The sequence below is a fragment of the Streptomyces sp. SJL17-4 genome (assembly GCF_036826855.1).
Taxonomy (GTDB): Bacteria; Actinomycetota; Actinomycetes; order Streptomycetales; family Streptomycetaceae; genus Streptomyces.
On record NZ_CP104578.1, the window covers coordinates 7669094 to 7687808 of the forward strand.

The 18715-nt window shown below is 72.1% G+C and carries 17 protein-coding genes; 10 read left to right on the plus strand and 7 right to left on the minus strand.

Annotation, left to right across the window (positions count from 1 at the left end; genetic code table 11):
- The first annotated feature begins 414 nt into the window (after positions 1-414).
- Both N5875_RS34510 and N5875_RS34515 read left to right on the plus strand, forming a co-directional pair.
- Positions 415-717, plus strand: a complete 303-nt coding sequence (locus N5875_RS34510; protein WP_318206334.1) for a metalloregulator ArsR/SmtB family transcription factor — start codon at positions 415-417, stop codon at positions 715-717.
- Entirely contained in the window at positions 714-1106 is a 393-nt protein-coding gene (locus tag N5875_RS34515; protein ID WP_318206333.1) for a VOC family protein, read from the plus strand. The genes N5875_RS34510 and N5875_RS34515 overlap by 4 nt, the downstream gene beginning before the upstream one ends.
- Positions 1107-1175: 69 nt before the next feature.
- Here the strand turns inward: N5875_RS34515 and N5875_RS34520 are convergent, their stop codons facing one another.
- From N5875_RS34520 to N5875_RS34530, 3 genes are all read right to left on the minus strand, one after another.
- Entirely contained in the window at positions 1176-2111 is a 936-nt protein-coding gene (locus N5875_RS34520; RefSeq protein ID WP_338498181.1) for a sulfite exporter TauE/SafE family protein, read from the minus strand.
- Positions 2108-2695: a rhodanese-like domain-containing protein gene (locus N5875_RS34525; RefSeq protein ID WP_318206331.1), complete on the minus strand. Its 588-nt coding sequence runs from the start codon at positions 2693-2695 to the stop codon at positions 2108-2110. The genes N5875_RS34520 and N5875_RS34525 overlap by 4 nt, the downstream gene beginning before the upstream one ends.
- Positions 2696-2796: 101 nt before the next feature.
- Positions 2797-4182 (minus strand): rhodanese-like domain-containing protein, encoded by a 1386-nt coding sequence (locus N5875_RS34530; RefSeq protein WP_338499355.1) that lies wholly within the window; start codon positions 4180-4182, stop codon positions 2797-2799.
- Positions 4183-4757: 575 nt separating this feature from the next.
- Here N5875_RS34530 and N5875_RS34535 point away from each other — a divergent pair.
- The 5 genes from N5875_RS34535 to N5875_RS34555 are packed head-to-tail and all read left to right on the plus strand — an operon-like array spanning position 4758 to position 9017.
- Positions 4758-6203 carry an ATP-binding protein gene (locus tag N5875_RS34535; RefSeq protein WP_338498184.1) on the plus strand — a complete coding sequence of 482 codons (1446 nt, stop codon included), beginning with the start codon at positions 4758-4760 and terminating at the stop codon, positions 6201-6203.
- Between the two features lies 1 nt (position 6204).
- Complete coding sequence (locus N5875_RS34540) at positions 6205-6612, plus strand: roadblock/LC7 domain-containing protein (RefSeq protein ID WP_229312772.1); 408 nt, start codon at positions 6205-6207, stop codon at positions 6610-6612.
- On the plus strand, positions 6609-6965 hold the full coding sequence (locus N5875_RS34545) for a DUF742 domain-containing protein (protein WP_030319496.1): 357 nt from the start codon (positions 6609-6611) through the stop codon (positions 6963-6965). The genes N5875_RS34540 and N5875_RS34545 overlap by 4 nt, the downstream gene beginning before the upstream one ends.
- Positions 6946-7569: an ATP/GTP-binding protein gene (locus N5875_RS34550; protein ID WP_338498194.1), complete on the plus strand. Its 624-nt coding sequence runs from the start codon at positions 6946-6948 to the stop codon at positions 7567-7569. Before N5875_RS34545 ends, N5875_RS34550 begins: the two co-directional genes overlap by 20 nt.
- The gene (locus N5875_RS34555; RefSeq protein ID WP_318206328.1) at positions 7566-9017 is read left to right on the plus strand and encodes a cytochrome P450; all 1452 of its coding nucleotides are present in this window, start codon (positions 7566-7568) and stop codon (positions 9015-9017) included. Before N5875_RS34550 ends, N5875_RS34555 begins: the two co-directional genes overlap by 4 nt.
- A 56-nt stretch (positions 9018-9073) precedes the next feature.
- Here the strand turns inward: N5875_RS34555 and N5875_RS34560 are convergent, their stop codons facing one another.
- Both N5875_RS34560 and N5875_RS34565 read right to left on the minus strand, forming a co-directional pair.
- Positions 9074-10126, minus strand: coding sequence for a hypothetical protein (locus N5875_RS34560; protein WP_318206327.1), 1053 nt, complete (start codon positions 10124-10126; stop codon positions 9074-9076).
- A 182-nt stretch (positions 10127-10308) separates the two neighbouring features.
- Complete coding sequence (locus tag N5875_RS34565) at positions 10309-11913, minus strand: MFS transporter (RefSeq protein ID WP_338498197.1); 1605 nt, start codon at positions 11911-11913, stop codon at positions 10309-10311.
- A 47-nt stretch (positions 11914-11960) separates the two neighbouring features.
- Here N5875_RS34565 and N5875_RS34570 point away from each other — a divergent pair, with 47 nt between their 5' ends.
- Together N5875_RS34570 and N5875_RS34575 are read left to right on the plus strand one after the other, a co-directional pair.
- Entirely contained in the window at positions 11961-12545 is a 585-nt protein-coding gene (locus tag N5875_RS34570) for an XRE family transcriptional regulator (RefSeq protein WP_318206325.1), read from the plus strand.
- A 238-nt stretch (positions 12546-12783) separates the two neighbouring features.
- Entirely contained in the window at positions 12784-13950 is a 1167-nt protein-coding gene (locus N5875_RS34575; RefSeq protein ID WP_318206324.1) for an alanine--tRNA ligase-related protein, read from the plus strand.
- Between the two features lie 747 nt (positions 13951-14697).
- Here the strand turns inward: N5875_RS34575 and N5875_RS34580 are convergent.
- Together N5875_RS34580 and N5875_RS34585 are read right to left on the minus strand one after the other, a co-directional pair.
- Entirely contained in the window at positions 14698-15183 is a 486-nt protein-coding gene (locus tag N5875_RS34580; protein WP_318206323.1) for a VOC family protein, read from the minus strand.
- 300 nt (positions 15184-15483) lie between these two features.
- On the minus strand, positions 15484-16164 hold the full coding sequence (locus tag N5875_RS34585) for a hypothetical protein (RefSeq protein WP_318206322.1): 681 nt from the start codon (positions 16162-16164) through the stop codon (positions 15484-15486).
- Positions 16165-16458: 294 nt separating this feature from the next.
- Here N5875_RS34585 and N5875_RS34590 point away from each other — a divergent pair, with 294 nt between their 5' ends.
- Positions 16459-18711: a SpoIIE family protein phosphatase gene (locus N5875_RS34590; RefSeq protein WP_338498201.1), complete on the plus strand. Its 2253-nt coding sequence runs from the start codon at positions 16459-16461 to the stop codon at positions 18709-18711.
- The last annotated feature ends 4 nt before the right edge of the window (positions 18712-18715 follow it).

Sequence of the window (18715 nt, forward strand, 5' to 3'; positions counted from 1 at the left end):
ACGCGGCCGTGACAGAGACGGCGGCGGCCCGCAGGCGCCGGTGGGACGGACCCCGTGCCCGGATCCGGGGGAGTGCGCCGGTTGGGTGACAGCCCGAGCCGCTGACTCCAGGATCCGGCGAGGACATCGTCCGGCCCCGGCTGCCCGACACCAACGTGTCACTGCGCTCCGAGGTCCGCGACGGCACCTTCGCCGGCCGTTTCGCCGAGCGGAACCAGGCCCGCCACCACGGCCGCGACCGGACCGTCGCCTTCGCGGTGCCGTCCGGATGGACGGCGAAGCAGGTCGCGGCCGCTCCGCCGCGGACCCTGGCCGCCGGTTCCTGGGCTGCCCGGTCGCCTCGGCGGCCCCGGCCGGCCCCAGGTGGCTCCCCTCGACTTGATAGGCAAGTGGATGCTTGCCTATCCTGGGGTGGTGGCCGACGACCTCTTCAAAGCACTGGCCGACCCCACCCGCCGCACCATCCTCGACGAGCTGACGCAGAAGTCCGGACAGACGCTGTTCGAGATCTGCGCCCGGCTGAGCATGAAGCACCAGCTCGGCATCTCGCGCCAGGGCGTCTCCCAGCATCTTGCCGTGCTGGAGGGCGCCGGGCTCGTCGAGACCCGACGGGAGGGGCGCTACAAGTTCCACGACCTGAACACGGCCCCGTTGCGGCAGATCGCCGACCGGTGGCTCGCCCCCCACCCGTCCGGACCGGAGGAGAACACCCCATGAAGATCCACCTGACCAGCGTCTTCGTCGACGACCAGGCCGAGGCCGAGCGCTTCTACACCGAGATCCTCGGCTTCGTGAAGAAGCACGATGTTCCGCTGGGCGAGACGGACCGATGGCTGACCGTCGTCTCGCCCGACGAAGTCGACGGCACCGAACTCCTCCTGGAGCCTGCCGGCCACCCGGCCGTCAAGCCGTACCGCGACGCGCTCGTCCAGGACGGCATCCCGCTCGCCCAGTTCGCCGTGGACGACGTGCGGGCCGAGTTCGAGCGCCTGACCGCCCTCGGGGTCCGGTTCACCCAGGAGCCCCTGGAGATGGGGCCCGTCACCACCGCCGTCTTCGACGACACCTGCGGCAACCTGATCCAGATCGCGACCAAGCCGGAGTAGCGGCGGAGTACGTACGGCGGCGGCTCGCGCGCGAGGATCGCGACAGCCGCCGTGCCCCCGCGCGTCCCGTCAGGGGTGCCGCGGGGCGCGCCGTACGAGGGAGGCCGCCACGGCCGTCAGCCCGCTTCCGAAGCCCGCTCCGAGAACGGCCCAGGTGGCGGGGTGCGTCCAGGCGGCCGGGGGCAGCTGCTCCGCCAGGACGAAGACCCCCATGACGACGACGAACCAGCCGAAGGCCGCCCGAAGGGTGTCCTGCGGGATGCGGCCCGACAGGCGCGCGCCGGCCGTGCTGCCGATGACGGCGGCCGCGGTGACGGTCAGGGCGAGACCCCCGTCGAGCGTCACGCCCGTGAGGTGACCGGCGAGTCCGGCGAACGAGTTCATCGCGATGACGAGGAGCGAGGTCCCGACCGCGACACCCATCGGCAGTCCGCCGAGGATCGCGAGGGCCGGGACGACGAGAAACCCGCCGCCGGAGCCGACCAGTCCCGTCACGGCACCCACGGCCAGCCCCTTGGCGGCGAGGCCCGCGAGGACCGGACCACCCTCCTCGGTCCGGGCCTTCTCGGCCACCGCCTCCTCGGTCCGGACCTCCTCGGGCCGCTCCTCCTCCGGCCGCGCCACCGCGGGCCGATCCGCCTCACGCCCTGGACGTGGCCGGCGCAGCATCGCCACCGCCGTGGCCAACATCATCAGCGCGAAGCCGGCGAGGAGGACGGTGCCGGGCACGTACTCCGCGAGCCGCCCGCCCCCGTACGCACCCGCCATGCTGAACCCGCCGAAGAGCAGCCCGGTCCGCCACCGGACCCGTCGCGCCCGCGCGTGCGGGACCAGGGCGGCCAGGCTGGTGACGCCGACCACGAACAACGAGGTGGCGATCGCCTCCTTGGTGCCCTGACCCGCCAGGTACACCAGGATCGGCACGGTCAGGATCGAGCCGCCGCCCCCGAGCACGCCGAGGCTGACGCCGATCAGCAGGGAGGCGGCGACGACGAGCACGATCACGGGGTGCTCCGCAGCTCCGCGATCACCGAGCGGATGTCGGGACGCGGACCGCGGTTGTACGGCAGCTTGGAGAGCAGGACGCCCATCATGCAGGAGTTGCTGAGGGCCGCGAAGGTCAGTCCGGCGCCGATCGCCGTCCCGATCAGATGGACGCCCGGCACCAGGATGCCGACGAGACCGGTGATCAGGACGATGGAGCCGGCGACGAGGCGCACCTGGCGCTCGATGTCCCAGCGCTCGGGGCCGCGGTTCACGGGTGCGTCGGCCGCCTCCCAGGCGTTCATTCCGCCGGCGAGGACGCGGAGGTTCGGCAGCCCCGCCCCGGCGAGCGCCTGCTCGGCCTGTGCGGCCCGGGCTCCGGACCGGCAGACCAGGACGACGTCCTCGTCGAGGTGGGAGAGGAGTTCGGCGCGGTGCTCGCGCAGGGTCTCCAGGGGGACGTTGTACGAGCCGGGGATGTGGACGGTACGGAACTCGCCGGGCGTGCGGACGTCGAGGAGGCGCGGGGCGCGCCCTTCCCGGACGAGCCGGTGCAGGACGGCGGGGGTGAGGGAGGGCGGGGTGGCCGAGGGCGTGGGGCTCATGCGTGACTCCTGAGGGGCGACGGGATACCTGTAGGGGTATAGGAGAGGGCGTGCGGGGCCGCGGTGGGGGAGTGGCGCGGCCCCCGGGAGCGGCCGGCAGGTCAGTCGGTGGACGGGACCACGGGCCGGGCCAGGGCCGCGTAGCCGCCGAGGACGTCGGAGACGTCCTCGAAGCCGCGCCGGCGCAGCAGACTCGCCGCGATGGACGAGCGGTGACCGCCGGCGCAGTGCACGACCAGCGGCCGGTCGGTGGGCAGTTCGGCCGTACGCCGGGGAAGCTCGCTCAGGGCGATGTGCAGGGCGTCGTCGACGAAGCCGTTCGCCTCGCGCTCGCCCAGGGTGCGGACGTCCACGACGGCGGGAGGGCGGTCGCCCGCGAGCGCGGCCCGGAGCTGGGCCGCGGTCAGCCGGCTCGCCGGGCTGACCTCGTCGGCCAGTTCCTCCAGGGCCTCCTCGGGGTCGCGCAGGTAACCCGCCACGCGGTCGAAGCCGATCCGGGCGAGGCGGGTGACGACCTCCTCCTCACGGTTCTCCGGCGCGATGACGACCAGCCCGTCGACGGGGTCGAGGACGGTGCCGGCCTGCTCGGCGAACCGCCCGTCGGCCGGAACGTTCACCGCTCCGTACAGATGGCCCGCCGCGAAGTCCTGGGGTGAGCGCGCGTCGACGACGACCGAGCCCGAGCGGCGCAGCTCGGCGAACTCTGCCCGGGAGAGCGGGCGCGCCGCCGCTGCGTCGTACCGGCCCCGGTCCTTGCGGTTGAGCTCGGCGTCGTAGGCGAAGTAGCCCGGCGCGGCGGGTTGCCCGGCGGTGACCAGCGCGACGAAGGCGTCGCGGCTCATCGGCGCGCAGGCGTAGTTGGTGGCGCGCTGGGCCCCGATCGTGGACCGCTTCTCGGTGGAGAGGCTCTTGCCGCAGGCGGAGCCGGCCCCGTGGGCCGGGAACACCCGTACCTCGTCGGGGAGGGCCATCAGCTTGTTCTGGACGCTGTCGTGGAGCATCGCGCCGAGTTCCTCGGCGGTGACGCCGACGGAGGCGAGCAGGTCGGGGCGGCCGACGTCGCCGATGAAGAGGGCGTCGCCGGTGAGGACGCCGTACGGGACGGTGTCGCCGCCGTGCTCGTACACCAGGACGCTGATCGACTCCGGGGTGTGTCCTGGTGTCTCCATGATCTCCAGGGCGACGTCGCCGAGGGCGATCCGCTCGCCCGCGGCCAGCTCGCGGATCGGATACTCGGTCTCGGCCCGGCTGCCGTAGCCGATCCAGGCGCCGGTGCTGTCGGCGAGTTCCAGGTGGCCGGCGACGAAGTCGGCGTGGAAGTGGGTGTTGATGACGCCGACCACGGTCAGACCGTGGGTCCGGGCGTCGGCGAGGTACTCGGAGACGTCCCGGCGCGGGTCGACGACCACCGCCCGGCCGGTCCGCTCGTCGGCGATCATGTACGACGCCTGGGAGAGGCAGTCGAGGTAGTACTGGGCGAAGAACACGGCCATCCTTTCGTGCGGCATGCACGTACCGGGGTACCCCTTGACCCCTCATACCCCCCTGGGTATGTGCGCACTCGACCGTAAGGGGACTCGTCGCGACAAGTCAAATACCCCCCGAGGTATTCGTCCCAGGGAGGCTGAGGCGGGGGTGAGGGCGCCGAGGGTGCGAAACGGCGCAGAGCCGCCCCCGCCCCGCGCCCCCCGCAGGGCGGGCGTCTGTTCGGGGACCGGGAAATCTGATGAACGGGCGCCACGATGTGATCGGTTCATTGCATTTTCCGTGCGGTGATTGGTCGTTTTATGGGTCGAGGATGACCACTGGAGGCAGCCCTTCCAGCACGGGCACATGGCGAACCCGAACTGACTATGCTCCCCCGTGTGTTGCGCTGCGATCACAGCGAGTCATGAACGCTGTGGTGCGCACGGACGGAACGTGGCACTCGCCCGAATGAAGCCCGATTCGTTCCTGACGGTGCATCGCATCACCTCAGTCCGTTCATTCCAGACTGATTAGGGACCCCTTGATGGTTCGTGCAGGTTCGTCTTCCAGAGCCCGGCCACCCGCGGTCGATCGCGTGTGGCTCCTCCCCCCTGGAGTTCTGGCCGGAGCCTTTGCCCTGGCGTTTCTCTTCTCCTCCGCACAGATACGGACACCGGTCGCCTGGTGCGGGCTCGCCGCGGTCGCCCTCACGGCCGTCACGTCCGCCGTGACCGCGCGCCGTCTGCGGTCGGGGGGCGTGCTGCGCTACGAGCGGGCGATCGCCGACGCGCAGGAGTACTACGCGCAACGCGAGGCCGCGCTCCTCGGACGGCTGGCCGACCAGCGCGCCACCACCGTCTGGCTCGCCGAGGAGCTGCTCCCGGCCGCGGTCGCCCGGATGAAGAAGGGCGACCCCGCCTCCGAGATCCTGCGGACCGTCGACTTCGGCGCGCACCTCGACGAGGAGTTCACCGAAGCGGTCCGGGGGGCTCTGCAGACGCTCCTGGAAGCGGTGGAGGCCGAGGAGTACACCAGGGACGCCTCCCAGCGGGCACTCGTCGCCGTCGCGCGCCGCGTCCAGGCGATCGTGCACCAGCTCGCCAAGGACCTGCGCTCGATGCAGATCCTCCACGGCACCGATCTGGTGGTCTCCCGCGGCCTCCAGGGCGTCGACCACCGCACCGCCCTGATCGGCCGCCTCGCGGCCAGCATCGCCGTCCTCGGCGACGCCCGGCCCGGCCGGCAGTGGTCGAAGGCGATCCCGCTCTACGACGTCCTGCGCGGAGCCATGTCGCGCATCGTCGACTTCCCCCGGGTGAAGCTGCAGTCGGTGACCGCCGTGGCCGTCGTCGGCCCCGGAGCCGAGCCGCTCATGCACCTGCTCGCCGAACTGCTCGACAACGCCACCACGTTCTCGCCGCCGCACACCCCGGTGGAGGTGTCCGCGAGCGAGGTGCCCTCCGGCATCGCCATCGAGATCGAGGACCGCGGAGTCGGACTCACCGAGGAGGTCCGCCGGCGCGTCGAGCGCATCATGGCGCAGTCGGCGTCGGGCATCCACCTGGCCGGACTCGGCGAGGTGACGCAGCTCGGTCTGCCCGTCGTCAGCCGGCTGGCCCGTGAGCACGGCTGCGAGGTCGACCTGCGCACCTCCGCCTACGGAGGCGTACGGGCCGTGGTGCTGGTCCCCAGGAACCTGATCACCACGGTGCCGCAGTCCGCGGTGCGGTACCCGCAGCCGCCCGCCCGGCGACGCACGGGAGGCCCGATCCTGCCCAGGCCGACGCCCCCGGGCGATGCCCCGAAGGAATCCGCGGAGGTCAGGAAGACCGTCAACGGACTCCCGCAGCGGCGACGGGAGACCCCCGTCCAGACGCCGATCGTCCAGGTGGGCCCCACACCCCCCGCTCCGGCCGCCGGCCGGGGATCCTCCGGCACGACCCGTCAGCCGGGTCTGATGTGGGAGGCCTTCAACGGCGACAAGCGCGCGACCGCCGAACCTTCCCCTTCTCACAGCGATCCTTCAGATGAGGTCGAGTAACATGCTGCCACTGCCGAACATGGACTGGATGCTCAAGGAGCTCGTGGGCGGCGTCCCGTACGTACGACACGTCGTGGTGCTGTCGGCGGACGGCCTGTGCATCGGGCAGTCGAACACGGAGCCCGACACGGCCGACGCGATCGCCGCGGCCTGCTCCGGAATCCAGAGCCTGGCGAGGGCCATCGCCCAGCGGTTCCCCGAGGGCGACGGCTCGACGCGGATGGTCGGGATCGAGGCCGACGGCGGCTACTTCTCCCTGATGGCGGCCGGCCCCGGGGCCTACCTCGCGGTGCTCGCCGACGACCAGGTGGACGCCGGCCTGTTGGGCGACCGCATGCGGACGCTGGTGGTCCGGATCGGGCAGCACATGACCAGCCCTCCTCGTGAGGACGTCGGGCAGGCGATGTGACATCGGAGAACCAGGACCCCTGGAATGAAAACGATCCCGTTCCGCTCTACGTCATTACCGGGGGCACGGGCTCCGCGGCCAACACCTTCAACCTGGTCACCCTCATCGCGACGCGCTCCGAGCCCGACGCGGCGATGCAGCCCGAGCAGGCGGCCATCCTCACGATGTGCGCCTACCCGCTCTCGGTGGCCGAGGTCTCGGCCTACCTCAGCCTTCCGTTCAGCGTCGTCACCACGCTGCTCTCCCAACTCGTCGAGGACGAACGGGTCGAGGCCATCGCACCCGTGCCCGTCGCGGCATTCCCCGAACGCGGCCTGCTGGAGGCGGTGATCCATGGACTACGCAAGCTCTGACGTACGCGATGCCGGCCCACGTGGCACAGACATGCCGCTGCCCCACAGTGCCAGGGGCGTCAAGGTCGTGATCGTCGGAGGCTTCGGGGTCGGCAAGACGACCATGGTCGGGGCGGTCAGCGAGATCCCGCCCCTGACCACCGAGGAGACCATGACGCAGGCGGGCGTGGGCATCGACCACAACCCCGGCGCCCACGGCAAGAACACCACGACCGTCGCCATGGACTTCGGACGGATCAGCATCAACGAGGAGCTGATCCTCTATCTGTTCGGGACGCCGGGACAGGAGCGCTTCTGGTTCCTGTGGAACGGCATCTTCGAAGGCGCGCTCGGCGCCGTCGTCCTCGTCGACACCCGCAGGATCGAAGTCTGCTTCGAAGTCATCACCCGCCTCGAGGACCGCCGCGTCCCGTTCGTCGTGGCCGTCAACACGTTCCCGGAGGCTCCGCACCACCCCGCAGAAGAACTGCGCGCTGCTCTGGCCCTCAGCGAATCCGTGCCCATGGTCACCTGTGACGCACGTGACCGGGCGTCCTGCCGCGACGCCCTGCTCTCGCTGATGGTCTACCTGCGCACCCTCGCCGCCGCCCAGGAGACCGCATGACCCTCCCACCCGCCGAACACACCACGGAGACGCCCGGGGCGATCCCCCCTCCGGGCTGCCCGGCCCACGTCGCCACCGGACCCGGGGGAGCGACCCGTCTCTACGGCGGCGCCGCCGAGACGGACCCCATGGGCCTGTACGAGGAACTGCGCGCCAAACACGGTCCGGTGGCGCCCGTACTGCTCGACGGCGACGTACGCGCCTGGCTCGTCCTGGGCTACCTCGAGAACCGCGACGTGGCCAGCCGCCCGACCCAGTTCTCCCGCGACCCGCGCGTCTGGCACGGCTGGCGCAGCGGCGAGATCGACCCCGCCACCTCGCCCCTGGTGCCGATGATCGGCTGGCGCCCCGACTGCGTCTGCGCGGACGGCGAGGAGCACCAGCGGCTGCGCGGCGCGGTCACGGCCGGCCTCAGCCAGTTCGACCACCGCGGCATCCGCCGCCACATCACCCGCTTCGCGCACCAGGTGATCGACACGTTCTGCGAGGACGGCGAGGCGGAACTGGTCGGCCAGTTCACCGAGCACGTCCCCATGCTCACGCTGACCCATCTGCTCGGCATGTCGGACGAGGCCGGCCCCCGGCTCGTCCACGCCGCCCGTGACCTCTTCAAGGCCACCGAGACCTCGCTCGCCAGCAACGCGTACGTCCTGGAGAGCCTCGCGCAGCTCGTCGACGCCAAGCGGGCCCGCCCGGGGCAGGACATCGCGTCCGCGCTGATGGCCCACCCCGCGAACCTGTCGGACGAGGAGGTGCAGCACCACCTGCGCCTCATCCTCCTCGCCGGGTACGAGACGACCGCCAACCTCATGTCCAACGTCCTGCGCATGGTGGTCACCGACCCCCGGTTCCGCGGGTCGCTGGCGGGCGGTCAGATGACCCTGCCGGAAGCGGTGGAGCAGGTCCTCTGGGACGAGCCCCCGCTGATGGTGTGCCCCGGCCGCTGGGCCAACGGCGACACCACCCTGGGGGGACAGCAGATCAAGGCGGGAGACATGCTCCTGCTCGGCCTGGCCGCCGGAAACGTCGACGAGGCGATCCGCCCCGATCCCTCGACGCCGGTGCACCACAACCGCGCGCACCTGTCCTTCAGCGCCGGCACCCATGAGTGCCCCGGGCAGGACATCGGCCGCATCATCGCCGACACGGGCATCGACATCCTGCTCACCCGGCTCCCCGACATCGCCCTGTCCATCCCCGAGGAGGACCTCGCCTGGCGCTCCTCCACCTGGGCCCGGCACCTGACGGCCCTGCCCGTGAGCTTCGCCGCCCGCGCACCGCAGGACTTCGACGTCCCGAGCCCGCTGCCGACCCCGCCGGCCCCGAGCGTCGGGACGCCGGCGGCGCCGCCGTGGCAGGCGGCCGAGCCGGAGCCCGAGCCGGAGCGCGGGCCCGCCCCCCGTCCCTCGTGGCGGTCACGGCTCAAGCGCCTCCTGCGGATGCGGTAGACCGCACGTCGAGGGGGCTGCCGGCGGCCGGTCCGCCGGTATCCCCCTCGTCGTGATCAGGACCGCTGCCGCTGTTCCGGTACGGAGAGGTCCGCGGCGGCGTAGCGGGGGGCGCCGGTGTACCAGGCATGGATGCCGGACAGGAAGCCGCAGGCTCCCTGGAGCCAGGTCTCCAGTTCGGCCCGCTCGTCGTGGTCGAGACCTGATCGCCGTACCAGCTGGGGCAGTTCGCTCTGCCGGAGGTGCTCGAAGTCCCGCAGCCTGGTGTTCACCAGGTTGAGGGCGGCGGGTACGGCGTCGTGGAGGGCGATGCCCAGGGACGTACCGAGGACCACGACCAGGTTGTTGACGTCGTGTTCCTCGTGGACCTCCCGTTCGTACGACGCGAGGTCGTTGGCCAGCCCCATGTAGTCCATGAAGGCGTCGAGCAGGGCCCGCACGGTCCGGCTGTGCCGGATCTGCTCGGGTATGCGGGCGCCGGTGGCCAGCTCGACGGAGTACGGGGCGGTGTGGGCGGCGAAGCTCTCGCGCCGGAACGGGGCGTACTCGATCAGATGGGGGACACGGCCGCCTCGGCTGTTGGCGAGCTCCTCGACTCCCGCGTCGACGTAGCGCACCAGGGCCCGGTTGAACTCGTGCCGCCAGTGCGCCAGTCGGGGCGGGAAGAAGTGCCGCTGCAGATCGGCGATACCCCGCTCGACCGGGTTCGACGGCTCGGGCGACCTGGCCCCGGTGCCGAAGTCCGGCCGCAGGAACTCGCGCAGCCGGGCGGTGAAGGCCGCGGCGCCGGGCAGGTCACCGGTCTGCTTGAAGGCGGTGGCGAAGTAGTCGTCCCAGGCCAGTGCCCAGATGTTGAACCGGTGGTTGAGCCGCAGGTCGGCGAACGAGGCGTCGGGCAGTGCCCAGGCGGTCAACTGGTCGACCGTCATGGCATGGAACTGCGACCGGGTCCATATGGGGGGATGGCCGGACGGTCCTTCCGCACCGTCCAGCATGCCCATCGCGCGTGCCCACGTCTCGCTCTCCTCGTGCAGGGCCGACAGATACGGATTCACCCGCAGCGGATAGGGCATCCACAGCCGGGGCTGCTCGAGAGCACGCACTGTCATGGGGACCAACCTCCTTCTTCGTTCGGCCGCGGAGGGACGCGGTGGGCTGTGTGGACTCCCGCACGTGGTGACGGCCGCACTGCCGTGACGCCGGACGATGCCCGGCCCACGGCCCTCCAAACCTGCCCGCCAAGGACGATCGTCAACCCCTCAACTGTTCCTGACCAGTATTCAGAACAGCTTCATGCGGAAGGAAACGATCCTTCTGGAGAACGTTCCGCAATTCTGCGCACAGTGTCGTCATCCTTCCCGGGTGTTTCCACCCGACTGCCCTGCGGGCCGCGGGTGAGAATGTAGAGGAGGAGGGCGGCCATCATGGCGACGCCCGCCCACATGGCCTGCTGCCAGCCGTCGACGAAGGACTCCTGGGCCCCGCGGATCAGCACCCGCCCATGGACACCGGCTCCGCCCGCCGCCTCGACGGCGTTCGCGACGCCTTCGCGGGCGGTGTCGGCCACACCCCCGGGGACGCCGTCGAGCCGGGTGCCGATGGTGCTGCGGTATCCGGCGGAGACGAGCGCGCCGAGCAGCGCCACGCCGAGCGCGGTACCGAACTCGCGCGTGACATCGTTGAGCGCGGAGGCGACACCCTGGCGCTCCCGCGGCAGGGAACCGGTGAGGGCCTCGGTCGAGGGCGTCATCGCCAGACCCATGCCGATCCCCATGGCGAGCATGCCGGGGAGCAGGGCCGGGTAGCCGCCGTCGACGGAGACGAACGTGGCCATCAGAACCAGACCGGCGGCGGCCAGCAGGGTGCCGCTCGCCATCGTCGACCGGGCGCCGACCCGCACCGCGAGCCTCGGGGCGAGACCCGAGGCCGCCATCATGGCCACGGCCATCGGCATGAGCGCCAGCGTGGACAGCAGGGCGGACCAGCCGAGCACGGCCTGGAAGAACGGGAAGAGGACCACGAAGATGCCCGCCTGGACGCCGAACAGCGCCAGGAGCGTCAACGATCCGGCCGCGGCCGAGCGCTTGCCGAAGAGACGCAGGTCCAGCAGGGCCGCGTCCCGGCGGCGCAGCTCCCACCCGACGAAACCGGCGGCGGCGACGACACCGACGGCGCCGCCGATCAGGGTCGCGGGGGCGGACCAGCCCCGCTCCGGGCCTTCCTGGAGGACGAAGATGAGGCCGACCACGGCGACGACCGAGGTCAGCGCGCCGACGGAGTCGAAGGGGTGCCCCGAGGTCTCGCTGGAGTCGGGCACCGACCGCAGCGTCATGGCGAAGGCCACGACGACGAGTGCGACGGGCAGGGCGAACAGCCACCGCCAGTTCGCCACGTCGACCAGGGCGGCGGAGAGAAACATGCCCAGGACGCCGCCGCCACCGGCCACACCGGTCCACACCCCGATGGCCCGGCCGCGCTCCTCCTCGGGGAAGGTCGTGGTGATCACGGCGAGGGTGATCGGCATGATCATGGCCGCGCCCACACCGCTGAGCAGACGCGCGGCGAGCATGACCTCCGTGGAGGGGGCGAGCGCTGCGGCCACTCCGGCCACCCCGAAGACGGCCAGGCCGCCGAGCAGCATGGGCTTGCGGCCGAGGCGGTCGCCGATCGCGCCGAGCGGCAGCAGGAGCGCGGCCAGGGCGAGCGTGTAGATGTTGATGATCCACAGGATCGTGCTCTGCGAGGCGCCGAAGATGACGGCGAGGTCGGGCTGGGCCACGTTCAGACCCGACACGGAGGCGATGACGGCCATGAGGGCGACACAGACGGCGATCAGGATCGTGCGACGACGACGCGCATCGGGTGCGCCTTCGTCGGCAGACTGGTTCGGATTCATGCCCCGACGGTAGGCACGCTTTGCGGAAAGGGCATACATTGATGCCTATGACGCAAGAAGATGGTGAGCTGGACAGCCTGGTACGCAAGAGGATCCGCGCCCTGCGCGTCGCTCAGGGCTGGTCCCTCGAAGAACTGGCCACCCGCGCGAACCTCAGCCAGTCCTCCCTCAGCCGGATCGAGAACGGCCGGCGCCGCCTGGCCCTGGACCAGCTCGTCACCCTCGCCCGAGCCCTGGACACCACCCTTGACCAGCTGGTCGAGACGGCCACCGACGACATCATCACCAGCCCGATGATCGACGGGGCCCACGGCCTGATGCGCTGGCCCATCAAGGCGGAACCGGGCATGACCGTCGTACGCCAGCGGATGACGGAACCGCCACCGGACAACCCCGCGCGCCTGCGCGCCCACCCGGGCCGCGAGTGGCTCGTCGTCCTCTCCGGCACCGCCGTCCTGCTGCTCGGGAACCGCCGCTTCCGCGTGGAGACCAACCAGGCCGCGGAGTTCCCCACGATGCTGCCCCACGCCATCGGCGCCGAGGGCGGTCCGTGCGAGATCCTCGGCATCTTCGACCGCGACGCCCGCCGCGGACACCGGACGGAGAAGGACCCGAGCGGGACGGCGCAGTGAAAAACCGGGTGCCCGCACGACGGCGGTGCGTTACGGTCGCTCGTATGAACGTCACCGGCCGAAGCCTCACCGCGACCGCGCGAGCGACCAGCTCGCCGGTTGCCGCCGCCTGACCTTCCCCCTCCCACTGGCGACCGGAAACGGCCCGCCGGTGGTTCCGTGGCTCCTCAGCCCGCTTCGACGACCGTGCCGACCCGTTCTCCGGTGCCTCCCTTGCCGTACGCGAAGGAGCCATCCCATGAAGACCGAGCACATCGTCCGCACGTTCGTCGAGTACTTCGAGGAGCGCGGCCACCACCGCATCACCGGGTCGACGCTGCTGCCACCGCCCGGCGACCCGGTCCTGTTCACCACCTCCGGCATGCACCCGCTCACCCCCTACCTGGAGGGGCGTCCCCATCCGAAGGGACGGCGGCTCGTCAACGTGCAGCGCTGTCTGCGCACGACGGACCTGGAGGAGGTCGGTGACGCCACCCATCTGACCGTCTTCGAGATGCTCGGAACCTGGTCGCTGGGCGACTACGAGGGCTCCCAGAGCCTCGACTGGGGATACGGCCTGCTCACCGAGGGCCTCGGCATCGATCCGGGCCTCCTCCACGCCACGGTGTACGCCGGAGACGAACGGACGGGACAGGACAGCGCCTCGCTGGAGCTCTGGCAGAACCGCGGCGTCCCCGTGGAACTCACCGTCACCGACAACTGGTGGTCCAACGGGCCGACCGGCCCCTGCGGCCCCGACTCGGAGATCTTCCTGTGGAGCGGGGACACCCCGCCCCGCTCGACACCCACCCACGACGACCGCTGGGTCGAGGTGTGGAACCACGTGATGATGCGTCACCGACGCCTCGAGGACGGCTCCCTCCTCCCCCTTCCCCAGCGCAACGTCGACACAGGGCTCGGCCTGGAGCGGCTCGCCTCGCTGCTGCAGGGGAAGCCGTCCGTGTTCGAATGCGACGTCTTCGACCCCTGGCGTCGGCTTGTCCCCCTGATCTGGACGCTCGACGAACCGACCCGGCGTGTCGTCCACGACCACCTGCGCTCGGCCGTCGTGGTGAGCGGCGACGGGGTACGCCCCGGCAGCACGGGACGGGGCTATGTGGTCCGCCGCCTGGTCCGCCGGGTGCTCACCGTGCTGTGGCGGGACGATCCGACGCGCAGCCTGGGAGACCTGCCGTCCGAACTGATCGAGCACACCCTGGACCACTTCCGGCAGGACACGGACCCGGGCGACGTGCGCCGGATGCTCCTCGACGAGGAACGCCGGTTCGGGCGGCTCCTCGAACGCGGCCGGCAGGTGCTCGCCCGTCCGCGGTTCCGGCGTCCGCTGGACGAGGAGGACCTCCACTACCTCCACGACACGCATGGCCTGCCCCGGGACCTGGTGAGGACTCTGCGCGAGGAGTGAGGAGTGTGAATCCCCGTCGGCACGACCGGGTTCACCCGTGACGGTGGACCCGGTCCGAGCCGCCACGCACCCCGAGCCGGTTCGGGCACGGTGATCCTCATGCACCCCCGCCGTACGACGCTGCTCCTGCTCTCCGTACTCCTCACGGCCGGCTGTGTGGCCGTTCCCCACCCGCCGTCGCCCCGGCCTCAGCCCGTGCCCGGAGGGCCGGCGCCGGCCGCCGACCGGCCTCCGGCCCCGATCCCGGTCCCCGCCTGGCCCGTACCCGCGCAGCCCGTCCCGCACGAGGAGATCGCCGACACGGAACCGCTCCCCGGCACGCCGACCGGGAGGCCGAGGGGGCGGCCGGTCACCCAGCGAGTGGGGGGCGCCGCCGGAGTTCCCGCCGCCGGGCGGTCACCGGAGCGGCGAATTCCGGCGCCGCCGGCGCGCACAGGCACGACGGCCACGCGGAATCCGGTGAATCCGGTGTATCCGGTGGATCCCGCGAAGCCGGCCGCGGGGAAGACGCGTACAGGGACGGAACTCCGGGCGGCGGTCCCGTCGCGGCGAGGCACACCACGCCCCAAGGCGCCGTCCGCCCCGCGCGGTGGGCCGCAGCCGACGACCGCGGGCACTCCGGCCATGCGTCAACTGTGCCGTCAGGCCCAGGACATCGACGCCCCCATGGGTGCGGCGGACCTGTGCCGCGGCATGTACGGACGCTGAGCATCCGCGCCCGGGATCAGGCGCCGTTCGCCCCGGGGATCAGCCGCCGTTCGCCCCGGGAGTCCTGGACTCCATCGCCTCCTTGGCCCGCTTGCCCATCTCCTCGGCCGGGACGTCCTCGATGTGCGAGGCGACGCTCCAGCGGTGCCCGAAGGGGTCCTCGAACTGGCCGGTGCGGTCGCCGTAGAACTCGTCCTTGACCGCCGACAGCTCCTTCGCGCCCTGGGCGAGCGCCCTGGCGAAGACCGCGTCGACGTCCGCCACGTACACGTGCAGGGTGACCGGCGTGCCGCCGATCGCCTTGGGGGAGCGGAACCCGATGTCCGGGAACTCGTCCGCGAGCATGATGACCGCGTTCCCGAGGGCCAGCTCCGCGTGGCCGATCTTGCCGCCCGGGGCCGGCATCCTCATGCGCTCCTCGGCGCCGAGCACGGCCGTGTAGAAGTCGATCCCGGCCGCGGCTCCGTCGATACAGAGGTACGGCGTGACCCGCGGGTACCCCTCGGGGATGGGTTGTACGGTCACGGTTTCCGCCTTTCCCGACAAGGGCGGTCGCCTCGACCGCCACCTCCGCCCACTGATATCCCGGGGCCCCGGGCCGGCCACCGAAGCCGCGCGGCGGGCGGCCACTGGATGCCCCGAAGAGCGGCAGCGGCGTCGTCGGCGCCCATTCGTCCCGCGACCGTGCGACGGCCTGTGACGCCCGTGGGGCTACCCGTCCGTACGCGCGGACCCGCGGTCACCGGTGGGGCGGGTGCGCCGCTTGGCGGAACGGCTTCACCGCATGAACGATCCGGCAGGCCGCCGTGCGGGCCCTCCGGTGGTTCAGCGGGGGGCGCCGCCGACGTATCGCTCCAGGTCACGGCGGCGGGACACATGGCCGCGCCAGCCGGCCAGCAGCACCAGCACGGTCCAGGCGACGAGGCCGCCGACGAGCCCGTCCAGCCGGCCGGCCGCGTCGATCTCGTCGGCCTGCTCCATGGGCACCTTGCCGCGTGAGTCGCGCACGACGGCGAGGCGTTCGCCGACCTCCGGGGCGCCGCTGCCGCGGTGGACGAACCTCTCCGCCAGCTCCTGGCCGTCGGAGCCGCGCAGGGTCAGCTCGTGGTTCTTGCTGGTGGTGCCGGCCGCGCTGTCGGCCACCACGACGACGTCCTCACGGATCCCGTACCGCTCAAGTGCCAGTTCGGGCGCGTACTGGACCGCGCCGACCAGCACGAACAGCGCCGGAGCTGCCGCGAGCAGCACCAGCCAGATGCCCCGGTGCAGCGCGTGCAGAAGCACCCCGAAGACCACGCACAGCACCACTCCGGCGGCGATGGCGACCCATTCCGCGCTCGGGACGAGGAACGAGACACCCGAGACCACAGCGGCCGAACCCCAGACGTACAGCACCAGGGCGAGGGTGCGACCCACCGCCGTACGCCGTCGGGCGGACCGGCGCACGGAGGCGGGCGGATGGCCGACGCCGGGTGCTGCCGCGCTGCCGGGTATGGCCTCTGACATGCACGTTCTCCTGGTTCTGAGCGCCCCTCACGGAGGGACTGCGGGCGACGGTGCACGATAGCCCACGGGCGGCGGCTGGAAGGCGGACTGGAAGGCGGAAGGGAGGCGGAGGGGGCTCCGTCGCGCGGGCGCCGGGTGGGCGACGTATCGTCCGAATATGCGTGACGAGCGCGTATGCCACCGTCGACGGCGCTCCGGGCCGCCGGGCCCGGACGCGCGGGCCGGTGGACTCCGCCGTACTCGACGCCGAGACCCGCGCGGTGCCCTGCCGGCCGCCGCAGGCGGATGAGGCCCGTGGGCGGGAGCGCGGGCAGCGGGCCCGAGGACGTCTTCGCCGACGGCCGGATGGCCGCCGTACTCACCGGTCTCGTGCGGGACACCGAAGCCTCGGTGGGGCTGGTCTACCTGCTGGTCCCGGGGGAACGAATGCTGCGCCTGGTGCTCATCTCGGGCCTGTCCCGGGAGATCGCCGCCCCCTGGGTACGGATCCCGGCCGACGCCCCGATCCCGGTCGCCGACGCCATCCGGGAGCGGAGGCTCGTCTGGCTGAGCGGTCTGCAGGAGATCGCCCACCACTACCCGCGGCTCGGGATCGTGCTGCCGTACGAGTTCATGCTGGCGGCCGCCCCCATCGCCGACGACACGACCGTATGGGGTGGTGTCGTCCTGCTCTGGCCGGTCTCGCATCCGCCGGAACTCGACGCGCGCGAGCACGAGACGCTCGACGCCCACTGTCGCCTGTCGGCACGGCTGCTGCGGCGGGCCGCCGACCAGGATCCGCCGCCGCCCCACCCCACCGAGCCGCTCGTCGTCCACCCGGAGCGCCCCTCCGAGGCCGACCCGGCCCTCGCGGCGGCCGCCCTCGACCTCGCGGAGCGGCTGCCGGTGGGGTGCTGCGCGCTGGACCTCGACGGGCGGATCACCTTCATCAACACCGCCGCCGCCGAGCTGGTCAACGCCGGGGCGGCAGCGCTCCTCGGGCGGCGGCCGTGGGAGGCGCTGCTGTGGCTGAACGACCCCGCCTTCGAGGACCGCTATCGCGCCGCCGTCGTGACCCGGCGGCCGACGTCGTTCACCGTGGTGCGACGGCCGGCGGCGTCGCTGCTGTTCGAGCTGTACCCGGACGCGACGGGCATCAGTGTGCTCATCATCCCGAAGGCGGAGGAGCCCACGCTCCAGGACGGCCCCGTGCCCGTGCCCTACGAGGGGTCCGCCCCCGGGTCCGGGACTGCTCCAGAGTCCGGCCCCGATCCCGGCTCCGTCTCTTCGTCCGGCTCCGCCCCCGTCCCGACGCTGCCGACCCGCCCCGGCGAGCCCGTCGGTGCGACCGCCGTCTACCAGCTGATGCATCTGGCGGCCTCCCTGTCCGAGGCGGCCGGCGTGCGCGACGTCGTCGAGCTGGTCGCCGACCAGATCGTGCCCGCGTTCGGCCCGGAGGGCCTCGCCCTCATGAGCGTCGACGAGGGCCGGCTGCGCGTCATCGGTCACCGCGGCTACAGCGACGAGTTCGTCGAGCGCTTCGACGGCCAACCGCTCACGGCGCCGGTCGCCGACACCCAGGTGCTCTCCACCGGCTTCCCCCTCTTCTTCCCCACGTACGAGGATCTCCGCCGCGCCCACCCACACGCCCCGCGCTACGAGGGCCGCAACGCCTGGGCGCACCTGCCCCTGATCGCCTCCGGCCGTCCCGTCGGCTCGCTGGTCCTCTCGTACGAACGGCCGCGCCCCTTCCCGTCGGCGGAGCGCGCGCTGCTCACCTCGCTGGCCGGGCTCATCGCCCAGGCGCTGGACAGGGCCCGGCTGTACGACGCCGAGCACTCCCTCGCGCGGAGCCTCCAGACCGTTCTGCTGCCGCACAGTCTGACCCCGCTCCCGGGCATCGACGTCGCCGCCCGCTATCTGCCGGCGGGCCACGGCATGGACATCGGCGGGGACTTCTACGACCTCGTCCGCGCGACTCCCACCTCCGTCGTCGCCGTCATCGGTGACGTCCAGGGGCACAACACGACCGCCGCCGCTCTCATGGGGCAGGTGCGGACCGCCGTCCACGCTCACGCGACGGCCGGTGCGTCGCCCGGCGACATCCTGGCGCGCACCAACCGGCTGCTCGACGACCTCGACGCGGACCGTTTCACCAGTTGTCTGGTCGCCGAGTTCGACCTCGCCCAGAACCGGCTGCGGCTGGCGAGCGCGGGCCATCCGCCGCCCCTCCTGCGCCGGGCGGACGGCGCCGCCGAGGTGCTCGAGGTCCCGCCGGGGCTCCTGCTCGGGATCGCCACGGACGTCACGTACGACACCATGGAGCTGCCCTGGGACCACGGCTCCGTCCTCGCCCTGTACACCGACGGCCTCGTCGAGGCACCGGGCCTCGACATCGGTACGGCCATGGCGGACCTGGCGGAGCGGCTCGGGGCGTCCGGCGCCCCTGACCTGGACCGGCTCGCGGACGAGCTGACCCTGCACGTCAGGGACAGCGCCCACCGTACCGACGACGTGGCCCTCCTCCTGGTAGGGAGACCACCGCAGTCGCCTCCGCCTTCGCCGTAGCCAC

Bases quoted from the DNA above. Each gene is read 5' to 3' on its own strand.
- N5875_RS34515 (WP_318206333.1), top strand. From the start codon at position 714: ATGAAGATCCACCTGACCAGCGTCTTCGTCGACGACCAGGCCGAGGCC.
- N5875_RS34525 (WP_318206331.1), bottom strand. From the start codon at position 2,695: ATGAGCCCCACGCCCTCGGCCACCCCGCCCTCCCTCACCCCCGCCGTC.
- N5875_RS34540 (WP_229312772.1), top strand. From the start codon at position 6,205: ATGCTGCCACTGCCGAACATGGACTGGATGCTCAAGGAGCTCGTGGGC.
- N5875_RS34550 (WP_338498194.1), top strand. From the start codon at position 6,946: ATGGACTACGCAAGCTCTGACGTACGCGATGCCGGCCCACGTGGCACA.
- N5875_RS34555 (WP_318206328.1), top strand. From the start codon at position 7,566: ATGACCCTCCCACCCGCCGAACACACCACGGAGACGCCCGGGGCGATC.
- N5875_RS34560 (WP_318206327.1), bottom strand. From the start codon at position 10,126: ATGACAGTGCGTGCTCTCGAGCAGCCCCGGCTGTGGATGCCCTATCCG.
- N5875_RS34565 (WP_338498197.1), bottom strand. From the start codon at position 11,913: ATGAATCCGAACCAGTCTGCCGACGAAGGCGCACCCGATGCGCGTCGT.
- N5875_RS34570 (WP_318206325.1), top strand. From the start codon at position 11,961: ATGACGCAAGAAGATGGTGAGCTGGACAGCCTGGTACGCAAGAGGATC.
- N5875_RS34575 (WP_318206324.1), top strand. From the start codon at position 12,784: ATGAAGACCGAGCACATCGTCCGCACGTTCGTCGAGTACTTCGAGGAG.
- N5875_RS34585 (WP_318206322.1), bottom strand. From the start codon at position 16,164: ATGTCAGAGGCCATACCCGGCAGCGCGGCAGCACCCGGCGTCGGCCAT.